This is a genomic window from Actinoallomurus liliacearum, assembly GCF_039542035.1.
GTDB classification, from domain to species: domain Bacteria; phylum Actinomycetota; class Actinomycetes; order Streptosporangiales; family Streptosporangiaceae; genus Actinoallomurus; species Actinoallomurus liliacearum.
In genome coordinates this window covers 62,100-79,636 of record NZ_BAABHJ010000012.1, presented here as the reverse complement: position 1 = coordinate 79,636, position 17,537 = coordinate 62,100, and the positions used below count along the sequence as shown (strand labels likewise).

At 69.9% G+C, this 17,537-nt stretch carries 10 protein-coding genes; 5 read left to right on the top strand and 5 right to left on the bottom strand.

What is annotated here, in order from left to right; all coding sequences use genetic code 11:
• The first annotated feature begins 266 nt into the window (after positions 1 to 266).
• Positions 267 to 809, top strand: coding sequence for a riboflavin biosynthesis intermediates N-glycosidase (gene ybiA, locus ABD978_RS20905; protein WP_345356834.1), 543 nt, complete (start codon positions 267 to 269; stop codon positions 807 to 809).
• Positions 810 to 912: 103 nt separating this feature from the next.
• Positions 913 to 3,171, top strand: a complete 2,259-nt coding sequence (locus ABD978_RS20900; RefSeq protein ID WP_345356831.1) for an MDR family MFS transporter — start codon at positions 913 to 915, stop codon at positions 3,169 to 3,171.
• Positions 3,172 to 3,322: 151 nt separating this feature from the next.
• Here ABD978_RS20900 and ABD978_RS20895 read toward each other — a convergent pair whose 3' ends face one another.
• From ABD978_RS20895 to ABD978_RS20875, 5 genes are all read right to left on the bottom strand, one after another.
• Positions 3,323 to 4,015, bottom strand: coding sequence for an IclR family transcriptional regulator (locus ABD978_RS20895; RefSeq protein ID WP_345356828.1), 693 nt, complete (start codon positions 4,013 to 4,015; stop codon positions 3,323 to 3,325).
• Between the two features lie 189 nt (positions 4,016 to 4,204).
• Entirely contained in the window at positions 4,205 to 5,527 is a 1,323-nt protein-coding gene (locus tag ABD978_RS20890) for a hypothetical protein (protein ID WP_345356825.1), read from the bottom strand.
• 18 nt (positions 5,528 to 5,545) lie between these two features.
• The gene (locus ABD978_RS20885; RefSeq protein WP_345356822.1) at positions 5,546 to 9,517 is read right to left on the bottom strand and encodes a hypothetical protein; all 3,972 of its coding nucleotides are present in this window, start codon (positions 9,515 to 9,517) and stop codon (positions 5,546 to 5,548) included.
• 29 nt (positions 9,518 to 9,546) lie between these two features.
• Positions 9,547 to 12,936: a hypothetical protein gene (locus ABD978_RS20880; RefSeq protein ID WP_345356819.1), complete on the bottom strand. Its 3,390-nt coding sequence runs from the start codon at positions 12,934 to 12,936 to the stop codon at positions 9,547 to 9,549.
• A gap of 362 nt (positions 12,937 to 13,298) precedes the next feature.
• Positions 13,299 to 13,922 (bottom strand): class I SAM-dependent methyltransferase, encoded by a 624-nt coding sequence (locus tag ABD978_RS20875; protein ID WP_345357502.1) that lies wholly within the window; start codon positions 13,920 to 13,922, stop codon positions 13,299 to 13,301.
• A 161-nt stretch (positions 13,923 to 14,083) separates the two neighbouring features.
• On the opposite strand from ABD978_RS20875, the gene ABD978_RS20870 reads away from it, so the two are divergent.
• From ABD978_RS20870 to ABD978_RS20860, 3 genes are read left to right on the top strand one after another with little or no spacing between them, the layout of a single operon-like run.
• Positions 14,084 to 15,085, top strand: a complete 1,002-nt coding sequence (locus ABD978_RS20870) for a LacI family DNA-binding transcriptional regulator (RefSeq protein WP_345356816.1) — start codon at positions 14,084 to 14,086, stop codon at positions 15,083 to 15,085.
• Positions 15,082 to 16,578, top strand: coding sequence for a sugar ABC transporter ATP-binding protein (locus ABD978_RS20865; RefSeq protein WP_345356813.1), 1,497 nt, complete (start codon positions 15,082 to 15,084; stop codon positions 16,576 to 16,578). Before ABD978_RS20870 ends, ABD978_RS20865 begins: the two co-directional genes overlap by 4 nt.
• Complete coding sequence (locus ABD978_RS20860; protein WP_345356810.1) at positions 16,575 to 17,534, top strand: ABC transporter permease; 960 nt, start codon at positions 16,575 to 16,577, stop codon at positions 17,532 to 17,534. The genes ABD978_RS20865 and ABD978_RS20860 overlap by 4 nt, the downstream gene beginning before the upstream one ends.
• Positions 17,535 to 17,537 lie beyond the last annotated feature (3 nt).

The window sequence follows — 17,537 nt, the reverse complement described above, 5'->3', positions numbered from 1 at the left end:
TGAGCTGGACGGCCACCGGACGGAGCGAAACCGGGGGCGTGCGACCAGGCCTCGGCGAGACTGCGGGGGCTGCGGTACGCAGAACGCTCGGTGAACGCGCTCCGCACGGGTCCGCGAAAGTGGGCGATTCCGGCAACCAGGGCTGGCCGCCGGCGCGCTTTCCGAGATGTCGTGCGGGTGTGAAATCGAACCTTCATCAAACTCCCCGAGCTTCCGCCGTAAATCGCATTGCGCGAGACATCCGACACCTACCAGCATCGGGCGGTATGCGCGTCGATGACCTGATCCCACTCGAAGAACAGGACGAACTGCCGGAGCTGCTGCTGTTCTGGGGGCACCGGCCGCCGAAGGGCGGTGGCGTCGGGAAGGGCTGCCTGAGCCAGTGGTATCCGGCGCCCTTCACGGTGGACGGCGTGCGGTACGCGACCGCCGAGCACTACATGATGGCCGGCAAGGCGCGACTGTTCGGGGACGCGGAGGCGGAGGAGCGCGTGCTCGCCGACGACGATCCGGGCAAGGCCAAGGGCGCCGGGCGCAGGGTCCGCGGGTTCGACGAGGACGTCTGGGCCGAGCACCGGTACCGCCTGGTCGTCGCGGCGAACGAGGCCAAGTTCGGGCAGCGTCCCCCGCTGCGCGACTTCCTGCTGGCCACCGGCGAACGGGTGCTCGTGGAGGCCAGCCCGTACGACACCGTGTGGGGCATCGGTCTGTCCGCGTCACAGCCGGAGGCCGTACGTCCGTCCGCCTGGCGCGGGCTGAACCTGCTCGGGTTCGCGCTGATGGATGTTCGCACCGCTTTGCGCGGTTGACCGGTCGCGAGCCGTCGCAGCCTCGATAATGATCGGGCCCGGCCGTCGATCGACGACCGGGCCCAGGACCGACCAGCTCCGATCGACCCCATTCGGAGGACGGATGACGGCTGCGCTGCTCCCGAGCGATCCCACACGGCTCGGCGCCTACACGGTCACCGGGCGTCTCGGAGAGGGCGGCCAGGGGGTGGTCTATCTCGGGGCGGACGCGTCCGGACGGCAGGTGGCGATCAAACTGCTGCGCGCGCAGCTGAGCGGCGACACCAAGGCGCGTTCGCGGTTCATCCGTGAGCTGTCGGCCGCCGAGCGGGTCCCCGGCTTCTGCACCGCGCCGGTGATCGACGCGGACGTCGCCGGCGACCAGCCGTACATCGTGAGCGAGTTCGTGCCCGGTCCCGCGCTGCAGGACGTGACCTGCCCGCTGCCGGAGCCCGAGTTGCTGCGGCTGGCCATCGGCACCGCCACCGCGCTGGCCGCCGTCCACCAGGCCGGGATCGTGCACCGGGACTTCAAGCCCGCCAACGTGATCATGGGCCCCGGCGGCGCTCGGGTCATCGACTTCGGCATCGCGCGGGTGCTGGACTCCGACGTCACGATGACGAGCCAGGTCGTCGGCACGCCGGCGTACATGGCGCCGGAGCAGTTGGCGGCCGGTCCGATCGGGCCGGCCGCGGACCTGTTCGCGTGGGGGCTCACGATGGTCTTCGCGGCGACGGGACGCCGGGCCTTCGCCGGCGACTCGGTGCCGTCGGTGATGAACGCGATCCTGCACGGCGTGCCGGACCTGAGCGGGCTGCCGCCCTGGCTGGGCGGCCTGGTCGCCGCCTGCCTGGAGAAGGATCCACGGCGACGGCCGACCGCCGTCCAGGCGCTGCTGCACCTGCTGGGCGCCCCGCCCGGCACGCCGCAGGGCGACGTTCAGACGCTGCTCACGCAGGGGGCGTCCGCCGCGACCCGCCACGGGGCGCCGCCGTTCCAGGCCGCGCCGGGGCGGGTGCCGTCGCGCGGCGTTCCACCGCTCGCGGCCATCGGGGTGGTGCTCGGCGTGCTGGCGAACTCGCTCACCGCGAGCGGGGTGAATCTCGCCCTCCCCACCATCCAGCGGGACCTGGGTGCGAGAGTCGCCGGCCTGGCCTGGGTGGCGAACGCGTATCTGCTCGGGCTGGCGCTCAGCGTCGTCGCCGGCGGATGGCTCGCCGACCGGTTCGGGCGCAAGAAGCTGTTCGTCATCGGTACGGCCGCGTGCGCGGTGGCCACGCTCCTCGCGGTCCTCTCGCCCTCCATCGGGGTACTGATCACGCTGCGCGGCGTGGCGGGCGTGGCGGCGGGCCTGGCCCTGCCGGCCGGTCTGGGGCTCGTCCGCGAGGCGTTCTCCGGGGTCAGGCTGATCGTCGTCACCGGGGTCTGGGGTGCCGTGGCCGGTAGTACGACGCTGGCCGGGGTGTTCGCCGCGTGGCCGGTGCTCGAACAGGTCACGTGGCGGTTCGTGTTCGTCCTCCCGGCGGTACTGGGCGTCCTCGCCGCCGTGATCGTCCTGGCCGCCGGCCGGGAGTCGCGCGGTGACGCCAACGCGTCGCTGAGCCCGCCCGGGATGATCTTCTTGTCGGCGGCGCTGTTCGTCCTGACCTTCGCGATCGCCCGGGTCCAGTACTCGGCCGGCGTGGTGACGGGCGTGCTGCTGGCCGGAGCCGCGCTGCTGGTCGGGATCTTCTGGATCGTGGAGTCGCAGATCCGGCGGGGCCGTCCGCCGGTCCTGCTCGCCTCGCCCTCGCTGCCGGCGGCCATCGGTCTGACGGCGATCGGCTTCGCCGGACTCAACGGCCTGTATCTGCTGCTGGCCATCTACCTGCAGGTGGTGGGCGGTGAGTCGCCGCTGGGAGCGGCGGTCGCCACGCTGCCGATGACACTGGCGTACGTCGTCGGCGCGGCGATCGCGGCCGCCGTCGGCGGCCGGGTGGGCCCGCGGCCGCCGCTCGTGATCGGGCTGCTGCTCACCATGGCGGCGGCGTTCGGCCTGTCCCTGGCCGGAACCCACTTCTCCTACGTGTCCGTGGTGCCGTGGCTCCCGGCGGCCGGGCTCGGCCTGGGACTCGTCATCCCCACCGCGGCCGCCGCCGTGCTCGGACACGCGCCCGTGCGTCTCGGCGGCGCCGCCGCCGGGCTGCACCAGGGCGGGCAGCTTCTCGGGGGCGCCGTCGGGACGTCCGTCTTCTACGCCCTGGCCCTGCCCCGTGACCTGACCCCGTTCTGGAACACCGGACCGACGCTGGTCACCGGGATGCACACCCAGCTCGTCGTCATCGGCGCGATCATGCTGGTCACCGCGGCGTTCGCGGTGTTCGTCCGGCGCCCCGAAGCCTGAGGGCGCCGAGGATCAGGACGCCGTGCGTTCGAGGACACGGCGCGACGCGCCGCCGTGGAAGGCCTGCTCGGCACCGGTGACGTGGCCGGCGGGGGATCGGCCCGAGACGCCGGCCAGACCGTTGATCCGCGCGGTGAGGGCACCGCGCGGATCAACGATTCAGTCGCAGGCTGATGTTCCGGGCCACCCGTCCGGCGGCCTGCGTCAGATGTGTGATCGGGCGGGACGGGTCGGTCAGGACGCAGAGGGCGGCGATCACCTCTCCGGTCGGGCCGTGGATCGGGACGGCGACGCAACATACGCCGGAGATCAGTTCCTCATGGTCGAACGCCGCTCCGCGATCTCGGATCTCGGCCGCCTCTCGCCGCCAGCCCGCCGAGAGTGGCCCGAACAGATCCTGGTGACCCGCGGTCGCCGCCAGAACCTTACCCGCCGCCGTCGACGACGGGCAGATCGCCCCGGGCCGGATCGGCGCCACCGCGTCCATGTCGCCGGGTACGGCGGCGGCCACGAGCGTCCGTCCCTCCGACTGAACACAGACCCCGACCGTTGTTCCGGTGGCGCGCGACAGCTGCCGGATCGGCTCGCGTGCGACGGCAAGCAGTTTCGGGTGGGGCTGCCATGCCTGGCCGAGCCGGAACATGCGCGGGCCCATCCGGTAGCGGCCGGCGGATCGCTCGACCGCGCCCAGTTGCACCAGTTGTTCCAGCAACCGGTGCGTGGTCGCCTTCGGCAGGCCGCTGGCGGATGCCAGCGTTGTCAGGCCCGCGTCACCGGCCGTCTTCAATGCCTCCAGCAGGCTGAAGGCTCCTTCTAACACGCTCCGGCCGCCCGAATGCTCCATCGACCAGGCTCCCTTGCCACCCACCCATGTGCCGGTAATAGACCTTATGATCCGTCGTCGCACTCGCACATCGGGCAAATCGCGTACTTCCCAACGCGCGAAGCCGGTCCAAAGCGGCGAGGAACGTGTCCGTCGTCCGGCGTCGCCGGGACATGGGAGATCCTTGGACGTCAGCGGTCGCTGGGTCGATCAGGGATTCCGGCGCGCGGTTTTCAGCAACAGACCGCCGTGGGCGGTGGACGACGCCCAGATCGCGTCTCCCGCGTACCTCACGTCGTAGCCGAGCAGGCCACCGAGCAACCCGCCGCAGGTCGCGTGGCCGGCGGCGTCGGTGACCGTGTCGCACGACGTCCGACCGCCGACGCTGAAGCTGACGGCTCTCCCGGCGATCGGCCTACCGGTCGCCGTATCGGTGAGGGTCGCCGTCGCCGAGCCGAGCGAGATCGGCCCGGCCTTCATCGTCGTGGCGTACGCGGCCGGCGGGCTCATCCGCAGCGAGGCCGTCACCTGGGGATCGCCTTGGCTCGCGTCCGCGGACCAGAGGTACTCGACCGCGGAGTCGGCGTCTCCCTGGGCGCCCAGACAATCGGACCGGTAATCGCTGATGTCTCTGGTGGCGTCGGTGACGTATCCGCCGAGCGGAGCGAAGATCGCGTCCGCCCAGCACAGATACTTCACCGACTCGGGGACGGCCTGCGCGTTGTCGGCACCGGACAGCGCGACCGCCAGGGTCGGCGGGCCGGGATTGGTGTCGTTGTCCACGACGATCGTGTCGTCAGTGCCACGGGTGATCGTCCGCTCGGCACCGACGACCGGATCGAAGGGCGCGTACGGCACGCCCGCCGTGTGCGGCTGGATGACCGGTCCGTCATCGGTGCCGAGCTCGGTGTCCCAGAGGTACTGGATCCGGTAGCGATGCGGCGGCGTGTTGTAGTCGGTGATCTTCGTCGTGACGCTGACCCGCGAATTCGCCACGGTGGTACCCGCGACAGAGACCTCCTGATGGACCTCCAGATTGGTGGTCGACCATGCCGTCGTGGTGGTGGTCCCCTCGGTCCACTGACCCGTGTTGAGGTCGTCGAGAGAGACCTCGTTGGCGTGGGTGAGCATCTGGCCCTGGACGTAATCGACGCCCGTCGTCACGTCGCGTACGATCATGTAGCTCGTCCCTGGAGCACCCCCGCCGAACAGCACATCGCGACCGGCGCCCGCCGGGTTGTTCGGGCCGGTCATGACGGTGAACTGGCCGGTCCCCACGCTGTACGCCGGCGTGACGTACACCTGGAATATGCCATTCCCCAATCCGCCGGCCGGAATGGCGTCAGCGGTCCTCTTCGGCAGCATCCTCGCCCGGCGCAGCACCTGCGCCTTCTGTTGTGCCGCACGCGTCGCCCCTACCGGCCTCGGGCCGGGGCCGGGTGAGGCGCCCGCCGTCGCGTGGGCGGCGACCACGCCGGAACAGATCAGGGTGGCCGTGACAAGCAGGCGCGGAATCCACAGGCTCGGTCTCATCAGCTGATTCCTTTGCGATCAGATCTCAACGGCGTCCACGTAGACGAGCCGGCTTCCGCCGTTCGACAATCTCTCGCGTTCCTCGACCACCAGCCGCATCGGCCCGCTGCCACGGCGCCCCGGCATCGTGACGTCCCCGGACCACTGTCCCCCGAAGGAGCGCAGTTCGGCTTCGGCGGTCGTTCTCCAGCCCACCGCGCCGACCGGCTTCGGGTCCCCCACCTGGACCAGGACCTTCACCAGCGACGTCTTGTCGTTCGCAGCCTCGTACGTCGTGCCCGCGACGGTCAGATGCGCCAAGGTCGCGTCGGAGGCGTCGAAGACGATGGACAGCGTGCGATCCGGGCTGAGCTGTGCGAACTGAGCCAGCACGACCGGGGAGAGTTCGATGCCGCTCAGCGAGTTCGGCTGGAAACGCGCCAGCGCGAGCCGAATGAACGGGCGGTAGGTCTTTCCCTGCGCGACCGTGATGTCGGAGTACCACATCCTCCGATCCGTGTCGTAGGCCACCGCGTGCGGCGCGACCGCGACGGTCGCGGTCAGCTCGGGCAGGAGGTCGGATTCGGCCAGCCGGTAGCCCGCCTTCGGATGTACCGCGAGCGCGAATTCGTCCATGCCCGGGGCGACCGCGGCCGGTGAGGAGGCGAACAGCGGATCCTGGCCGCGCAGGGTGACGTACTGTCTCAGGTTCGGCGGCAGGCCGCCGCCGCCTTCGAACAGGACCACTCCCAGCATCTCGCCGTCGCCCGAGGAGTACCACGGGCGGCGGAGATAGGCCCGTAGCCCGTTCCCGCGACGCGTACTGGAGATCCTCGTCGTGTCGTCGGACTTGTCCCAGCCGAAGGTCGGAACGAGATACGCGACGTCGGGAACCGATGGGCGGGCCGACGAGCGTACGTTCACCACGATCGGCTGCTGAGCCTCGGTGTTGGTCCTGGTCACCGAGCCGGGGACGAAGTCGGCCTGGACGGTGGCCCCGTCGGCGATGGCCGACACGTCGCCCGAGCGCGCGATGGTACCCGCGCCGAAGTCCACCACGTAGTCCCCCACGACCTCGCTGGACGCGCTGTGGTCCGCGCTGAAGTCCCGACCGGTGCCCGGATCGCTCACGTGCAGGGTTCCGGGCGCGATGCCGTCGCGCGCCAGGGTCACCGGTGCGGTGCCCGACAGCGTCACCTGGGTCTTCTGCCGGAAGAACTCCACGTACCGCGACGTGCCCATCGCCGAGAACGTGACCTGCCGGTGCAGGGTGTCGTGGAATTCATGCGGCGCGCTGAGAGAGAGCCGGTCGCCTTCGGGCGCGTCCGCCGGTGCCATCAGCTTGACGACGTGCGCACTGCCGTCGCGCTGGGTGGGCCCGGGGTCGGCGGGGTCGTCGATCGGCTGCGTCCAGGTCGCCTGAATGTCCACGTGGTCAGTGCTCTGCCGGTCGATGCGGAGGACATCGATGATCCGCGCCGTCGTGTCCCCCGGCTTGCGCACCGCCACCGGCTTGACGAAAGCGGGCGGCGTCATCGGCTGGACGACGGCGTGCGAGAGAGTCAGCGTCCCCGCCGGGGTCAGCTGCCAGAGCCGTCCCTGGGTGGCGAACCGACGAAGGTCCTGCACGGTCAGTCCGCCGTCCGGCTGCAGCCCGCTCTGCACGAACCAGTTCCACACGCCCATGAGGTCGACGTCCGCGTCGTTGATACGACTGGAGTAGGCGACGTCCACGGTCCGGCCCGGTGGCAGCTGCACGGTCAGGACGCGGGACACGCTGTTGTACGCGGGCTTCCCCGTGCCGTTGATCAGGCGGATGCGGAAGGCGTACGGTCCGGCGAGGGGGTTGCCGAAGTCGACGCTGAAGACCTCATCCGCGCCGATTCCCGGGAGTCCCCGGAAGACGACTCCTCGGGCGAGCACGTCGGCGAGGTACGGGACGGCGAGGGCCGGATCCTCGTAGTAGTGGACGTCGCCCCAGCCATCGGGGTCGCTCTTGCCGCCGGTCGCCAGCGTGCCGTTGTCGCGCCGCACGATCTCGTCGTAGGCGGCCGCGTTCATTCCGCCGGGATTGAACGGCGACGGCGTGACGTCATAGAGGCCGTGCTGCTCGGCCATCAACTGGCTCATCCTCGGCGGGACGACATGACGCTGGCAGTCGCCCTTGGCCGGCACGTTGTAGTTGCCCCTTATGACCATGAGCTGGGCCGACTCGGCGGGTGTCCGGGGCGCGGTCGGGAGCAGCAGCGGCGAGCCGACCGCCTCGAAACGCAGATAGCCGACCGCGGCGCTGCTGGAGTCCGTCGCCGGGTCATCCGGTGCCGCGCTGTTGCCGGTGATGTCCACCGTCCGGGCCCGGAACCGATACGTTCGGCCGTAGCGCAGCTTGGGAAGCCCGGTCGCGCGGAACGACGTCTTGAGCTTCACCGGACCGGTCGCGTCGCTGTCCGGGCCGACCGTCACCTGATCTCCGTTGATCGTCTCCTGCATGCTGCCCGGGCGGTTGACCACCATGCTGTAACCGCTCCAGTTGAAGATCGACTCGTGCAGATAGATCGTCGGGTCGTCGGTCCGCTGGGTGTGCGCGAGGTGGACGGTCCCCTCGTCGTCGGCGGTGAACTTCGTCCCGTTGACGTCGTACGTGCCCGCGCGGCGGCACAGGCTGTACCAGCGCTTGGTCGTCTCGTCCCAGACGTCGACCCGGACGCCGTACGTGAGATCCTCGGCGTGGAATGGATCCTGGGCGAGCCGGGTGACTCCGGCCATTCTCGACGCGGTGCCCGAGAGCCGGTCGTGCAGATGCTTCGCGCGGCCGAACTGGACGACGGAGAAACCGCTGCTGCGCAGGGCCGGCAGGGGTGCCGGTTCGGCGTCCGGGCGCGTTGAGATGGGAACGCCGCCGCCGAGCGGACGCACGTCACTCGCCGCCATCGTCCGTGGATCCTTCTTCGCCTTCTGCAGGCCGACCCCGTCATCGCCCACCCTGAGGTGGATGGTCCGGCTCAACTCCGACAGCAGTGCGGCGGACGAGTCGGCCTCGATCTCGACGACGCCGAACTGGTCCGTGTTGAGCGCGAGGAAACCGTCCTTCATGGTCGTGCCGGAGGGCTTCGCCCGGAACGTCGTCTTGGTCAGTGTGGCGGCCACGACCGGATAGACGCCGTCGTAGGACGCCGCCCCCGGCCAGTCCACCTGGAGACCGAGGGTCACCGGATCGCTGGGGATCGGCACCCCGATCGCGGACGGATCAACGACGAGGTCGACGACCAGCCCCAGCGCGCGCTGAAGCGCTGGATACTGGGCGAAAGAACTCAGCGCGGCGTGAAAGTCCAGATCACTCCCCTGTTTGATCATCGCCAGGTGGCTGTTCGGCCGCCGGAGCCGGGGGGCGGGATTCGTGTTCAGCTTCCTCTCGTGGAACAACTCGGCGAGCAGAAAGTCGATCTGCGCCGCCGTGAATCCCGGAAGCTCGCCACCGAGAAAGTAGCCTTGGCCGAGCGCGTCGTCGATCGCCGCGATGGCGTCCTGTCGCCGGCTGGACGGCAGGTAGATGTCGGTGACCCCTTCCTCCGGTGTACCGTCTCGCGGCGCCAGGCCGCCGGGCGGGAAGTATTTCCGCGCGGGCGGCGGTGAGGTGGGGTTGTACGCCAGCGCCGCCGTGTGTTCGGCGTAGGCCATGGACCTGGCCGCGACACTCGGCCACGAGCGGATGGGCGGCACGCCCGCGGCCGCGAGTGAGGCCGGCACCGCCGCGACCGGCGTGTCCTTCGTGAACAACCGCTGCCACAGGTCCAGGCGGGGAGCCGGACCGGTGACCGTGGCCGCGACCCGCGGTCCGCCCTGGAAGGTGACCGAATATGTCGGCCGGGCCGTCGGCCACGTGACCCATTCGGGAAAGCCGGCCAGCGTCGAGGCGCCCGACAGCCGCGGCGCGACGAGCACGGATATCTTCAACCTGCCGTTGCTGTAACCGCTCGGTACGGGCGTCCACACGATCTGTGACGCGGCCATGGATTCACTCCTCGCTGATGGGCCGGGCGTCAGCCGGCGAATGAGGCGCAGTAGAGCTTCCAGTCGTCTCGGCTCACCAGATCGCCGAACGTCGGGGGACGGCCCGTGGAATCAAGGACCCGGGCGCCCGCTCCGGCGGCCGGGACGTTGGCTCTGTCGGCGCCGGCGAGGGTCTTCGTGAACTCGAGTCCCACGCTGACGTGCCAGAAGGTGATGTCGATGGAGACCGTCACATGCGCGTGGAACGTAACGGATCCCACTCCGCCCACATCGGTGTACTCGATGTCGGCGTAGAGCTCCGCGGTGATGCTGATCAGGCCCAGGACGCTCAGCCGTCCCGTGACCCTCACGTAGCCGCCCAGATGGACTTCCGAATACGTGTCCGCGCTGTCCTTGACGTTCTTGATCTCGAGCCTGAAGAAGATGCCGATCTCGATGAGCACCCGCCCGGCGGCGACGAGGAGGTCGAGGGCCACGTTCCCGAGCACCTCGACGGACGCTTCCAGCTTCTCGATTCTCCTGGTGCTGACCTCGATCTCGAAATGGCCGCCGCCGCCGAGACCGTAGACGCTGACCTTGAACTTGTCGTCCGGTGCGCCGAACGCGAATCGTGCCCTCGGCACCTCGGAGAACGGGTCGTAGGGAAGCGGCGAGAAGGGCAGGATGACTCCGGCCTCGATGTGCAGACCGTCCAAGGCGAAGAACCCGAGCGGCAACGACGGTATGTCGAACGTGACGCCGGCGCCGATGTGACTGAGGTCGACCTTCATGAGCTTGAACCCGAAGCCCGACTTCTTGCCGCCGGCGTCGGCCGCCACCGCCTCGGACCTCCTGGTTCTGGGGCGCCGCTTGGCCTTGGCGATCGCGGCGGACGCGCTCCCGCCGCCCCCGCCGAAAAGGTCGGCGAGGGCACCCACGAAGTCGAGCGGGGACTTGAAGTCGACGCCCTCCAGGCCGGGGTCGAGGTCGAACCCCTTGCCCAACTGATAAGTGAAGGCGAGCTTGTTGAACTTCAAGATGATGGGGTTGAGGTCGATCGCGAAGTTCGTCAAGGACCCGTAGATCTTGGCGATCGCCTTGTTGACCGTGTCCTCGTCCCTCGTGAGCCAATTGATCTGGTTGCTGCACTGGAGGCTGAACACGGTCAGCACGTTGCCGCTGGGATCGCTGGTGGTGACGACCGGCAGCGGCGCCAGCTTCTTCACGGGGATCGTGAAATCCAGGGTGACCGTCTGCCCGATCGGCTTCGCCGTGGTGTCGGTATTGCCGTCCTTGTCCTTGGGGTAGTCGGTCTGTTTGATGATTCTGAATCCATGCGAGGAGATATCTCCGTCGTCGAACAGGGCACCCAGCGCTATCTGGCCGAACAGGGCCGCCTGCGCGAGCGTGTCGCCGACACTCGAGAAGTACTCCTTGAAGTTGATCTTGCCGTTCTTCTGGACGTTGTCGATGGAGTCCTGGCTCCCGCTGACCGGGCCGAGGGCGGCGGAGATGGCGCCGATGTTCAGATTCGGCGTCGCGATGCCGCCGGCGTTGACGGTGTTCGTCACGATTCGACCGACCGGGCTGTCCGCCGTGCGGTCACCCTTCACGATCCTGTCGATCGCGGCCACCGACGACTGCACCCGCACGAAGATCTTCGGGTCGTTCCCGGAGTCGACCAACGCCGCGACGTGCCCGAAACCGTTGGCGAGATATGCCGGATCATGTACGAGAAAGACGGGATCGCCGGTGCCGATGACAGCGTCGACGGCCGGGACCTGGGCCTCACCCGCGCACATCTTCGGATAGAACAGCGGTGAGTCCACGTGGGCGTGCACCTGGTCGTCCGGCGGCGCGCCGGTCTCGAGGGGAGGCTTCACGTCGCCCGACGGCCCCTCGACCCCCCAGTACCAGCGGACGGTGGGGAAGCTCGCGACCCCCGGCTTCTCCTCCCGGGCGTACGCCACCTCCTGGCCGCGAAGGTCGATGACGCGACGCGTGTTCACCGGCGGGCCCGGTGGCCCGACGATGTCGTCGTAGCCGCCGAAGTGGTCGAGGATGCTCTTGTACAGCGGATCACCGGTGTTCCTCGCCGGAGGCGCCGGCACGAACGCCATCGGCGTCGTGAACTCGATCCGGCGGCCCGTCAGGTCGATCGCCACCAAGGCGAACGCCACGTCGGCGTGGCCGTTGCCGCTCGGAGCGTTGATGTCCTGAATCCAGAATGCCGACTCCGGTGAACCCGGCGGCGTCGGAACCAGCAGCTCGGGCTCATCGGGCAGGTCGGGAAGCGTGGTATTCGTGATGGTGACGCTCGTGAACGGGAACGCTCGCCCGTCCCAATTCTGGAACGGCGCCGCAAAGGTCTTGACGCGTTCGGCGATCCGGACGAACAGGCGTTGTCTCAGGTACGCTACGCCGCTCGTCTCGTCGATCTGCCGTTTGGTCTCAGAGATCAATTCGGCGCGGTGCCCGAATGGGAACAGGAAGCCGTACTGCTCGAGAACGACCTTGTTATCGCGTCCGAGCCAGGAATGGTGCTCCCAGTGCTTGAGACCGAATCCCCCCGTCGGGGGCCACTGGGCGTCGAAGTCGAGCGTCGCGCCCATTGCGCTGAGCGCGAGGAGATGAGCGTCGACCGGGCGGTACGCGCCGAGCGTCGGATTACCGGCCAGCTGAACGATCTGCTCGGGAGGGTCGGCGAACCCGGGCGGATAGAGGGCGGCGAACGTCTTCGCCTCGCCCGTCTCCGGCTTGTCGCGATGCACCGCGCGCAGCTTCGGGATCGTGGCGTCGGCCGGTTCCGGCACGCCGATGGACTCCTGCGGCCGCCCGTTGTCCCCGCGTACGGACAGCCGGGTGTGCCACAGCTCCGTTCGATCGCCGCGTGTGACGGGACGGGTGGCGTGCGCCCAGGTGGACTCCCGCTCGGGAGTGAGATGGAGCCAGTCCACGACGAGCAGATCGGTGTGCAGGTCATCGGGGGCCGACCCGGTGGGCGGTCCGGTGACCGCCTGCGCGATCCACTGCCACCACTGCAGTAGGCCGGCTTCGGAATAGGCTAAGAACTTGACCGTTTCGGGCACGACGAACACGAGCCGGCTCGGATCGGTCGCCTTGCCGAGGACCGCGCCGGGCTGCGGCGGGTTCTGCACGTCCTTGAAGACGGTCTGCTCCATCACGTGCTGCGGTTCGAAACGTGCGACGACATACGCGAGGGTCGAGGAGTCGACGCGCCGTAGCCGCGGAGGGTCGGTGTCGAACACCGGCGTCAGGTTGTAGAAGTCGAAGTCGAGTACCAGCATGTCCTCCGCGCGCACCAGGTGCAGGCTCGACGTCGGCGCCGAGCCCGCGACCAGGGCTCGTGGCGACGGCCGCCGGCCGGCGCTGGAGCGAAGACCGACGGCCATGATGGCCCCGCCGCTCGACAGCAGCATGGCGCGCCTGGTGAGAGGGCGCCGCCAAAACGGCTGGCCGGAATCCCACGAAACCATCGGAACAAGACCCTCTTCCATCACTGACGCACGCGGTCAGGCGACAGGCTGCCTTCGAGCTTCCTCACTGACAAGACCCCGGTCCGCTCAGCGGACCGCCGCCTACCAGCGGAATTCGGGGAGACTCTCCGGCCTGTGCACATCCGCCGCGGAGGCCGGCACCGGCCACGCTTCCCCGTTCACGTCGCCGGGGTGGTCTTCGAGTGCAGCCGGCGGTCGGCACCATCTACACGGTCACGGGCGTCGCCGCCGGCGCGGGTGCTGGACGTGGCCGGCGGGCAGACCGCGGGCGGAGCCGTGACGGGTCAGGACGCCGTGCGTTCGAGGACGCGGAGAGAGCCCTCGACCCGGCGTTCGGTCCACTGGCCCGTGGCCACGGCCCGCTGGTAGACACGGTACGGCGCCTGCCCGCCGTCGGCGGGGTCGGGGAAGATGTCGTGGAAGACGAGGGCGCCGCCCGGCATGACGTGCGGCGCCCAGCCGTCGTAGTCGGCCTGGGCGAGGTCCTCGGCGTGGCCGCCGTCGATGAACACCATGGCGAGCGGCCGGCCCCACAGCGCGGCGACGGTGCCGGACTCGCCGACCACCGCGACGATGTGGTCCTCCAGGCCGGCGGCCGCGATCGTCCGGCGAAAGACGGGGAGCGTGTCCATCCGGCCCGTGGTGGGGTCGACGAGGGACGGGTCGTGGTACTCCCAGCCGGCCTGGTTCTCCTCCGAGCCGTGGTGGTGGTCGACGGTGACGACCGTGGAACCGGCCGTACGGGCCGCGGCGCCGAGGTAGACGGCCGACTTCCCGCAGTAGGTGCCGACCTCCAGGATCGGGCCGCGCGTGCCGTACTCCAGCGCCGTCTCGTACAGCGCGAGCCCCTCCGGGGCCGGCATGAAGCCCTTCGCGGCCTCGGCGGCGCGGCGGAGGTCGGGCGGCATGGGCTCGTACTTCGTCGCCTGGCTGGTCACGCCGGGCACCCTACCCTCGTCGCCCGATGGCTCCCCAGCCGCACCGTGAGTGACCCAAGTCACGTAGAGATCATGTAATCGTTTCCATACACTCCCGTGTAATCGTTTCCACGCTCTGCTCGGGAGGCCCGATGGCCGGCATCAAAGACGTCGCCGCACATGCGGGCGTCTCCGTCGCCACGGTGTCACGGGTGCTGAACGACAGCCCCAGGGTCAGCGAGAAGACCCGGGACAAGGTCCAGGCGGCCGTGCGGGCGTTGCGCTACCGGCCGAACGCCGTCGCCCGCTCGCTGCGCACCGAGGCCACCCAGACGCTCGGGTTGATCATCGGTGACATCCTCAACCCGTTCTTCGCCGTCCTGGCGCGAGCGGTGGAGGACGAGGCCCGGGCAGCCGGTTACACCGTCGTCATCGGCAACGCCGACGAGCGCCCCGAGCAGCAGGACCACTACGTGCGCACGCTGCTGGAGCAGCAGGTGGACGGCCTGCTGATCTGCCCGACCGCCGAGGCCACCCCGCTCGTCGAGGACTGCGTGCGCTCCGGGAGCCCCGTCGTCTTCCTCGACCGCACGCTCCCGGGCCTCGAGGTGCCGTCCGTGCGCGCCGACGGCACCGCGGCCATCCACGACCTCGTCCGGCACATCCAGCGGCTCGGCCGCCGGCGGATCGCGTTCATCTCCGGGCCGGAGCTGCTGTCCACCGGCCGGGAGCGCACGCGGGCCTTCCACGAGGCGATGCGCGCGTGCGGCCTGGAGGTGCCCGGCGAGTACGTCGAGGCCGGCGACTTCCAGGAGGCCAGCGGGCGCGCCATCACCGCCCGGTTCCTGGACCTGCCCGAACCCCCGGAAGTGATCTTCGCGGGAGACAACCTGATGGCACTCGGCGCCCTGGACGAGATCCGGGCGCGCGGACTGCGGATCCCCGACGACGTCGCCCTGGCGTCGTTCGACGACGTGGCGTGGTTCCTGCACCTGGACCCGCCGATCACCGCGATCGCGCAGCCCGCCGAAGAGCTCGGGCGCCGCGCGGTGCGCGTGCTTCTGGACCGCGTCGAGGGCCACCCCGTCGAGTCGGTCGTCCTGCCGGCCCGGCTCGTGATCCGCCGCTCCTGCGGAGAAACGGAGAGCAAATGACAGAGGAGATCCTGCGGGTACGCGGCCTGCGCAAGCGGTTCCCCGGGGTCGTGGCGCTCGACGGCGTCGACTTCGACCTGCGCCCCGGTGAGGTGCACGTCCTCCTCGGCGAGAACGGCGCGGGCAAGAGCACGCTGATCAAGATGCTGTCCGGCGCGTACCACCCGGACGAGGGCACGATCTTCGTCGACGGCCGCGAGACCGCGATCCGCACCGCCGAGGACGCCCAGCGGCTCGGCATCGCCACGATCTACCAGGAGTTCAACCTGGTGCCCCAGCTCACCGTGGCGGAGAACCTCATGCTCGGCCGGCCGCCCCGGCGCTTCGGGTTCGTCGACAAGAAGGCGATGTACAGCCACGCCCGCGAGTTGCTCGACCGGGTCGGCGTGGACGCCGATCCCCGCGCGCCGCTGGAGAGCCTCGGCATCGCCCGGATGCAGATGGTGGAGATCGCCAAGGCGCTCGGCCTGCGGGCGCGAGTCCTGATCATGGACGAGCCGACGGCGGTGCTCACGACGTCCGAGGTGGAGCGGCTGTTCGAGATCGTCCGGCAGCTCAAGAGGCAGGGCGTGGCGATCGTCTTCATCACCCACCACCTCGAGGAGATCGCACAGATCGGCGACCGGGTCACGGTGCTGCGCGACGGCGCGTCGGTCGCCGAGGTCCCCGCCGACACGCCCGAGGACGAGCTCGTACGGCTGATGGTCGGCCGTTCCATCGAGCAGCAGTACCCACGGGAACGTTCCAGCCAGGGCGCGCCCCTGCTGGAGGTCCGGAACCTCACGCGCAAGGGCGTCTTCGAGGACGTGTCCTTCGAGGTGCGCGCCGGCGAGGTGGTCGGCCTGGCCGGTCTGGTCGGCGCGGGCCGTACGGAGGTGGTCCGGGCGATCTTCGGCGCGGACCCGTACGACTCCGGCGAGGTCCTCGTGGACGGACGGCCGCTGCCGCGCGGCAAGGTCACCGCCGCCATGGAGGCCGGGCTCGGCCTGGTGCCCGAGGACCGCAAGGGCCAGGGACTCGTCCTCGGCGCGAACATCCGGGAGAACCTCGGGCTCGTGACGATGCGCCACGCCACGAAGGCGGGGTTCGTCGACCGGGCCGGGCAGGCCAAGGCCGCCGCCCGCGTCGCCGAGCAGCTCGGCGTCCGGATGAGCGGCCTCGGCCAGGAGGTCCGCACGCTGTCCGGCGGCAACCAGCAGAAGATCGTCATCGGCAAGTGGCTGCTGGCCGACGCGAAGGTTCTCATCCTCGACGAACCGACCCGGGGCATCGACGTCGGCGCCAAGGTCGAGATCTACCAGCTCATCAACTCGCTGACCGCCAGCGGACACGCGGTGCTCATGATCTCCAGCGACCTCCCCGAGGTGCTGGGCATGAGCGACCGGGTGCTCGTGATGGCGCGCGGCAGGCTCGCCGGCGAGCTCGGCGCCGCCGAAGCGACCCAGGACTCGGTGATGGCACTCGCCGTCGGCGAATTGGAGGAAACAGCATGACGACCGGAACGCTGCGGCTGCGCAAGGGCAGCGCGGTACTGAGCGAGAACGGCTCGCTCCTCGGGCTCGTCGTCCTGGTCGTCGCCCTGACGCTGCTGTCCGGCGACTTCCTGACGGTCACGAACCTGCTGAACGTCGGCGTCCAGGCGGCGGTCACCGCGATCCTCGCCTTCGGGCAGACGTTCGTCATCATCACCAGCGGCATCGACCTGTCGGTCGGCGCGGTCGCGGCCCTGTCGGCGGTCGTGCTCGCCTGGACCGCGACCAGCCACGGCATGCCCTGGCCGCTGGCCACCGGCTTCGCGCTGATCGTCGGCATCGCGTGCGGCCTGGTGAACGGCGCGCTCATCACGTACGGGAAGCTGCCGCCGTTCATCGCGACGCTCGCCATGCAGGGCGTGGCGCGCGGCCTCGGCCTCGTCATCTCCCAGGGCAGCCCGATCGCCCTGCCGGACTCGGTGTCCCACCTCGGCGACACGATCGGCAGCTACCTGCCGGTGCCCGTGATCGTGATGATCGTGATGGGCGTCATCACCGCCGTCGCGCTGAACCGGACCTACTCCGGGCGCGCGATGTACGCGATCGGCGGCAACGAGGAGGCCGCCCGGCTGTCCGGGATCAAGGTCACCCGGCAGAAGCTGGTCACGTACGCCCTCGCGGGCGGCTTCGCGGCCGTCGCCGGCATCGTCCTGGCCAGCCGGCTCGCCTCGGCCCAGCCGCAGGCCGCCGCGGGCTACGAGCTGGACGCGATCGCCGCCGTCGTCATCGGCGGGGCGAGCCTGTCCGGCGGCAAGGGCAAGGCCCTCGGCACGTTCGTCGGCGCCCTCATCCTCGCCGTGCTCCGCAACGGCCTGAACCTCCTGTCCGTCTCCGCCTTCTGGCAGCAGGTCGTGATCGGGGTCGTCATCGCGCTCGCGGTGCTCCTCGACACGCTGCGCCGCCGCCAGGCCCGCTGAAGA

What these genes read in the sequence shown, in the direction of transcription:
- ybiA (WP_345356834.1), top strand. Translation starts at nt 267, where the DNA reads ATGCGCGTCGATGACCTGATCCCACTCGAAGAACAGGACGAACTGCCG.
- ABD978_RS20890 (WP_345356825.1), bottom strand. Translation starts at nt 5,527, where the DNA reads ATGAGACCGAGCCTGTGGATTCCGCGCCTGCTTGTCACGGCCACCCTG.
- ABD978_RS20885 (WP_345356822.1), bottom strand. Translation starts at nt 9,517, where the DNA reads ATGGCCGCGTCACAGATCGTGTGGACGCCCGTACCGAGCGGTTACAGC.
- ABD978_RS20880 (WP_345356819.1), bottom strand. Translation starts at nt 12,936, where the DNA reads ATGCTGCTGTCGAGCGGCGGGGCCATCATGGCCGTCGGTCTTCGCTCC.
- ABD978_RS20900 (WP_345356831.1), top strand. Translation starts at nt 913, where the DNA reads ATGACGGCTGCGCTGCTCCCGAGCGATCCCACACGGCTCGGCGCCTAC.
- ABD978_RS20875 (WP_345357502.1), bottom strand. Translation starts at nt 13,922, where the DNA reads ATGCCGCCCGACCTCCGCCGCGCCGCCGAGGCCGCGAAGGGCTTCATG.
- ABD978_RS20865 (WP_345356813.1), top strand. Translation starts at nt 15,082, where the DNA reads ATGACAGAGGAGATCCTGCGGGTACGCGGCCTGCGCAAGCGGTTCCCC.
- ABD978_RS20870 (WP_345356816.1), top strand. Translation starts at nt 14,084, where the DNA reads ATGGCCGGCATCAAAGACGTCGCCGCACATGCGGGCGTCTCCGTCGCC.
- ABD978_RS20895 (WP_345356828.1), bottom strand. Translation starts at nt 4,015, where the DNA reads ATGGAGCATTCGGGCGGCCGGAGCGTGTTAGAAGGAGCCTTCAGCCTG.
- ABD978_RS20860 (WP_345356810.1), top strand. Translation starts at nt 16,575, where the DNA reads ATGACGACCGGAACGCTGCGGCTGCGCAAGGGCAGCGCGGTACTGAGC.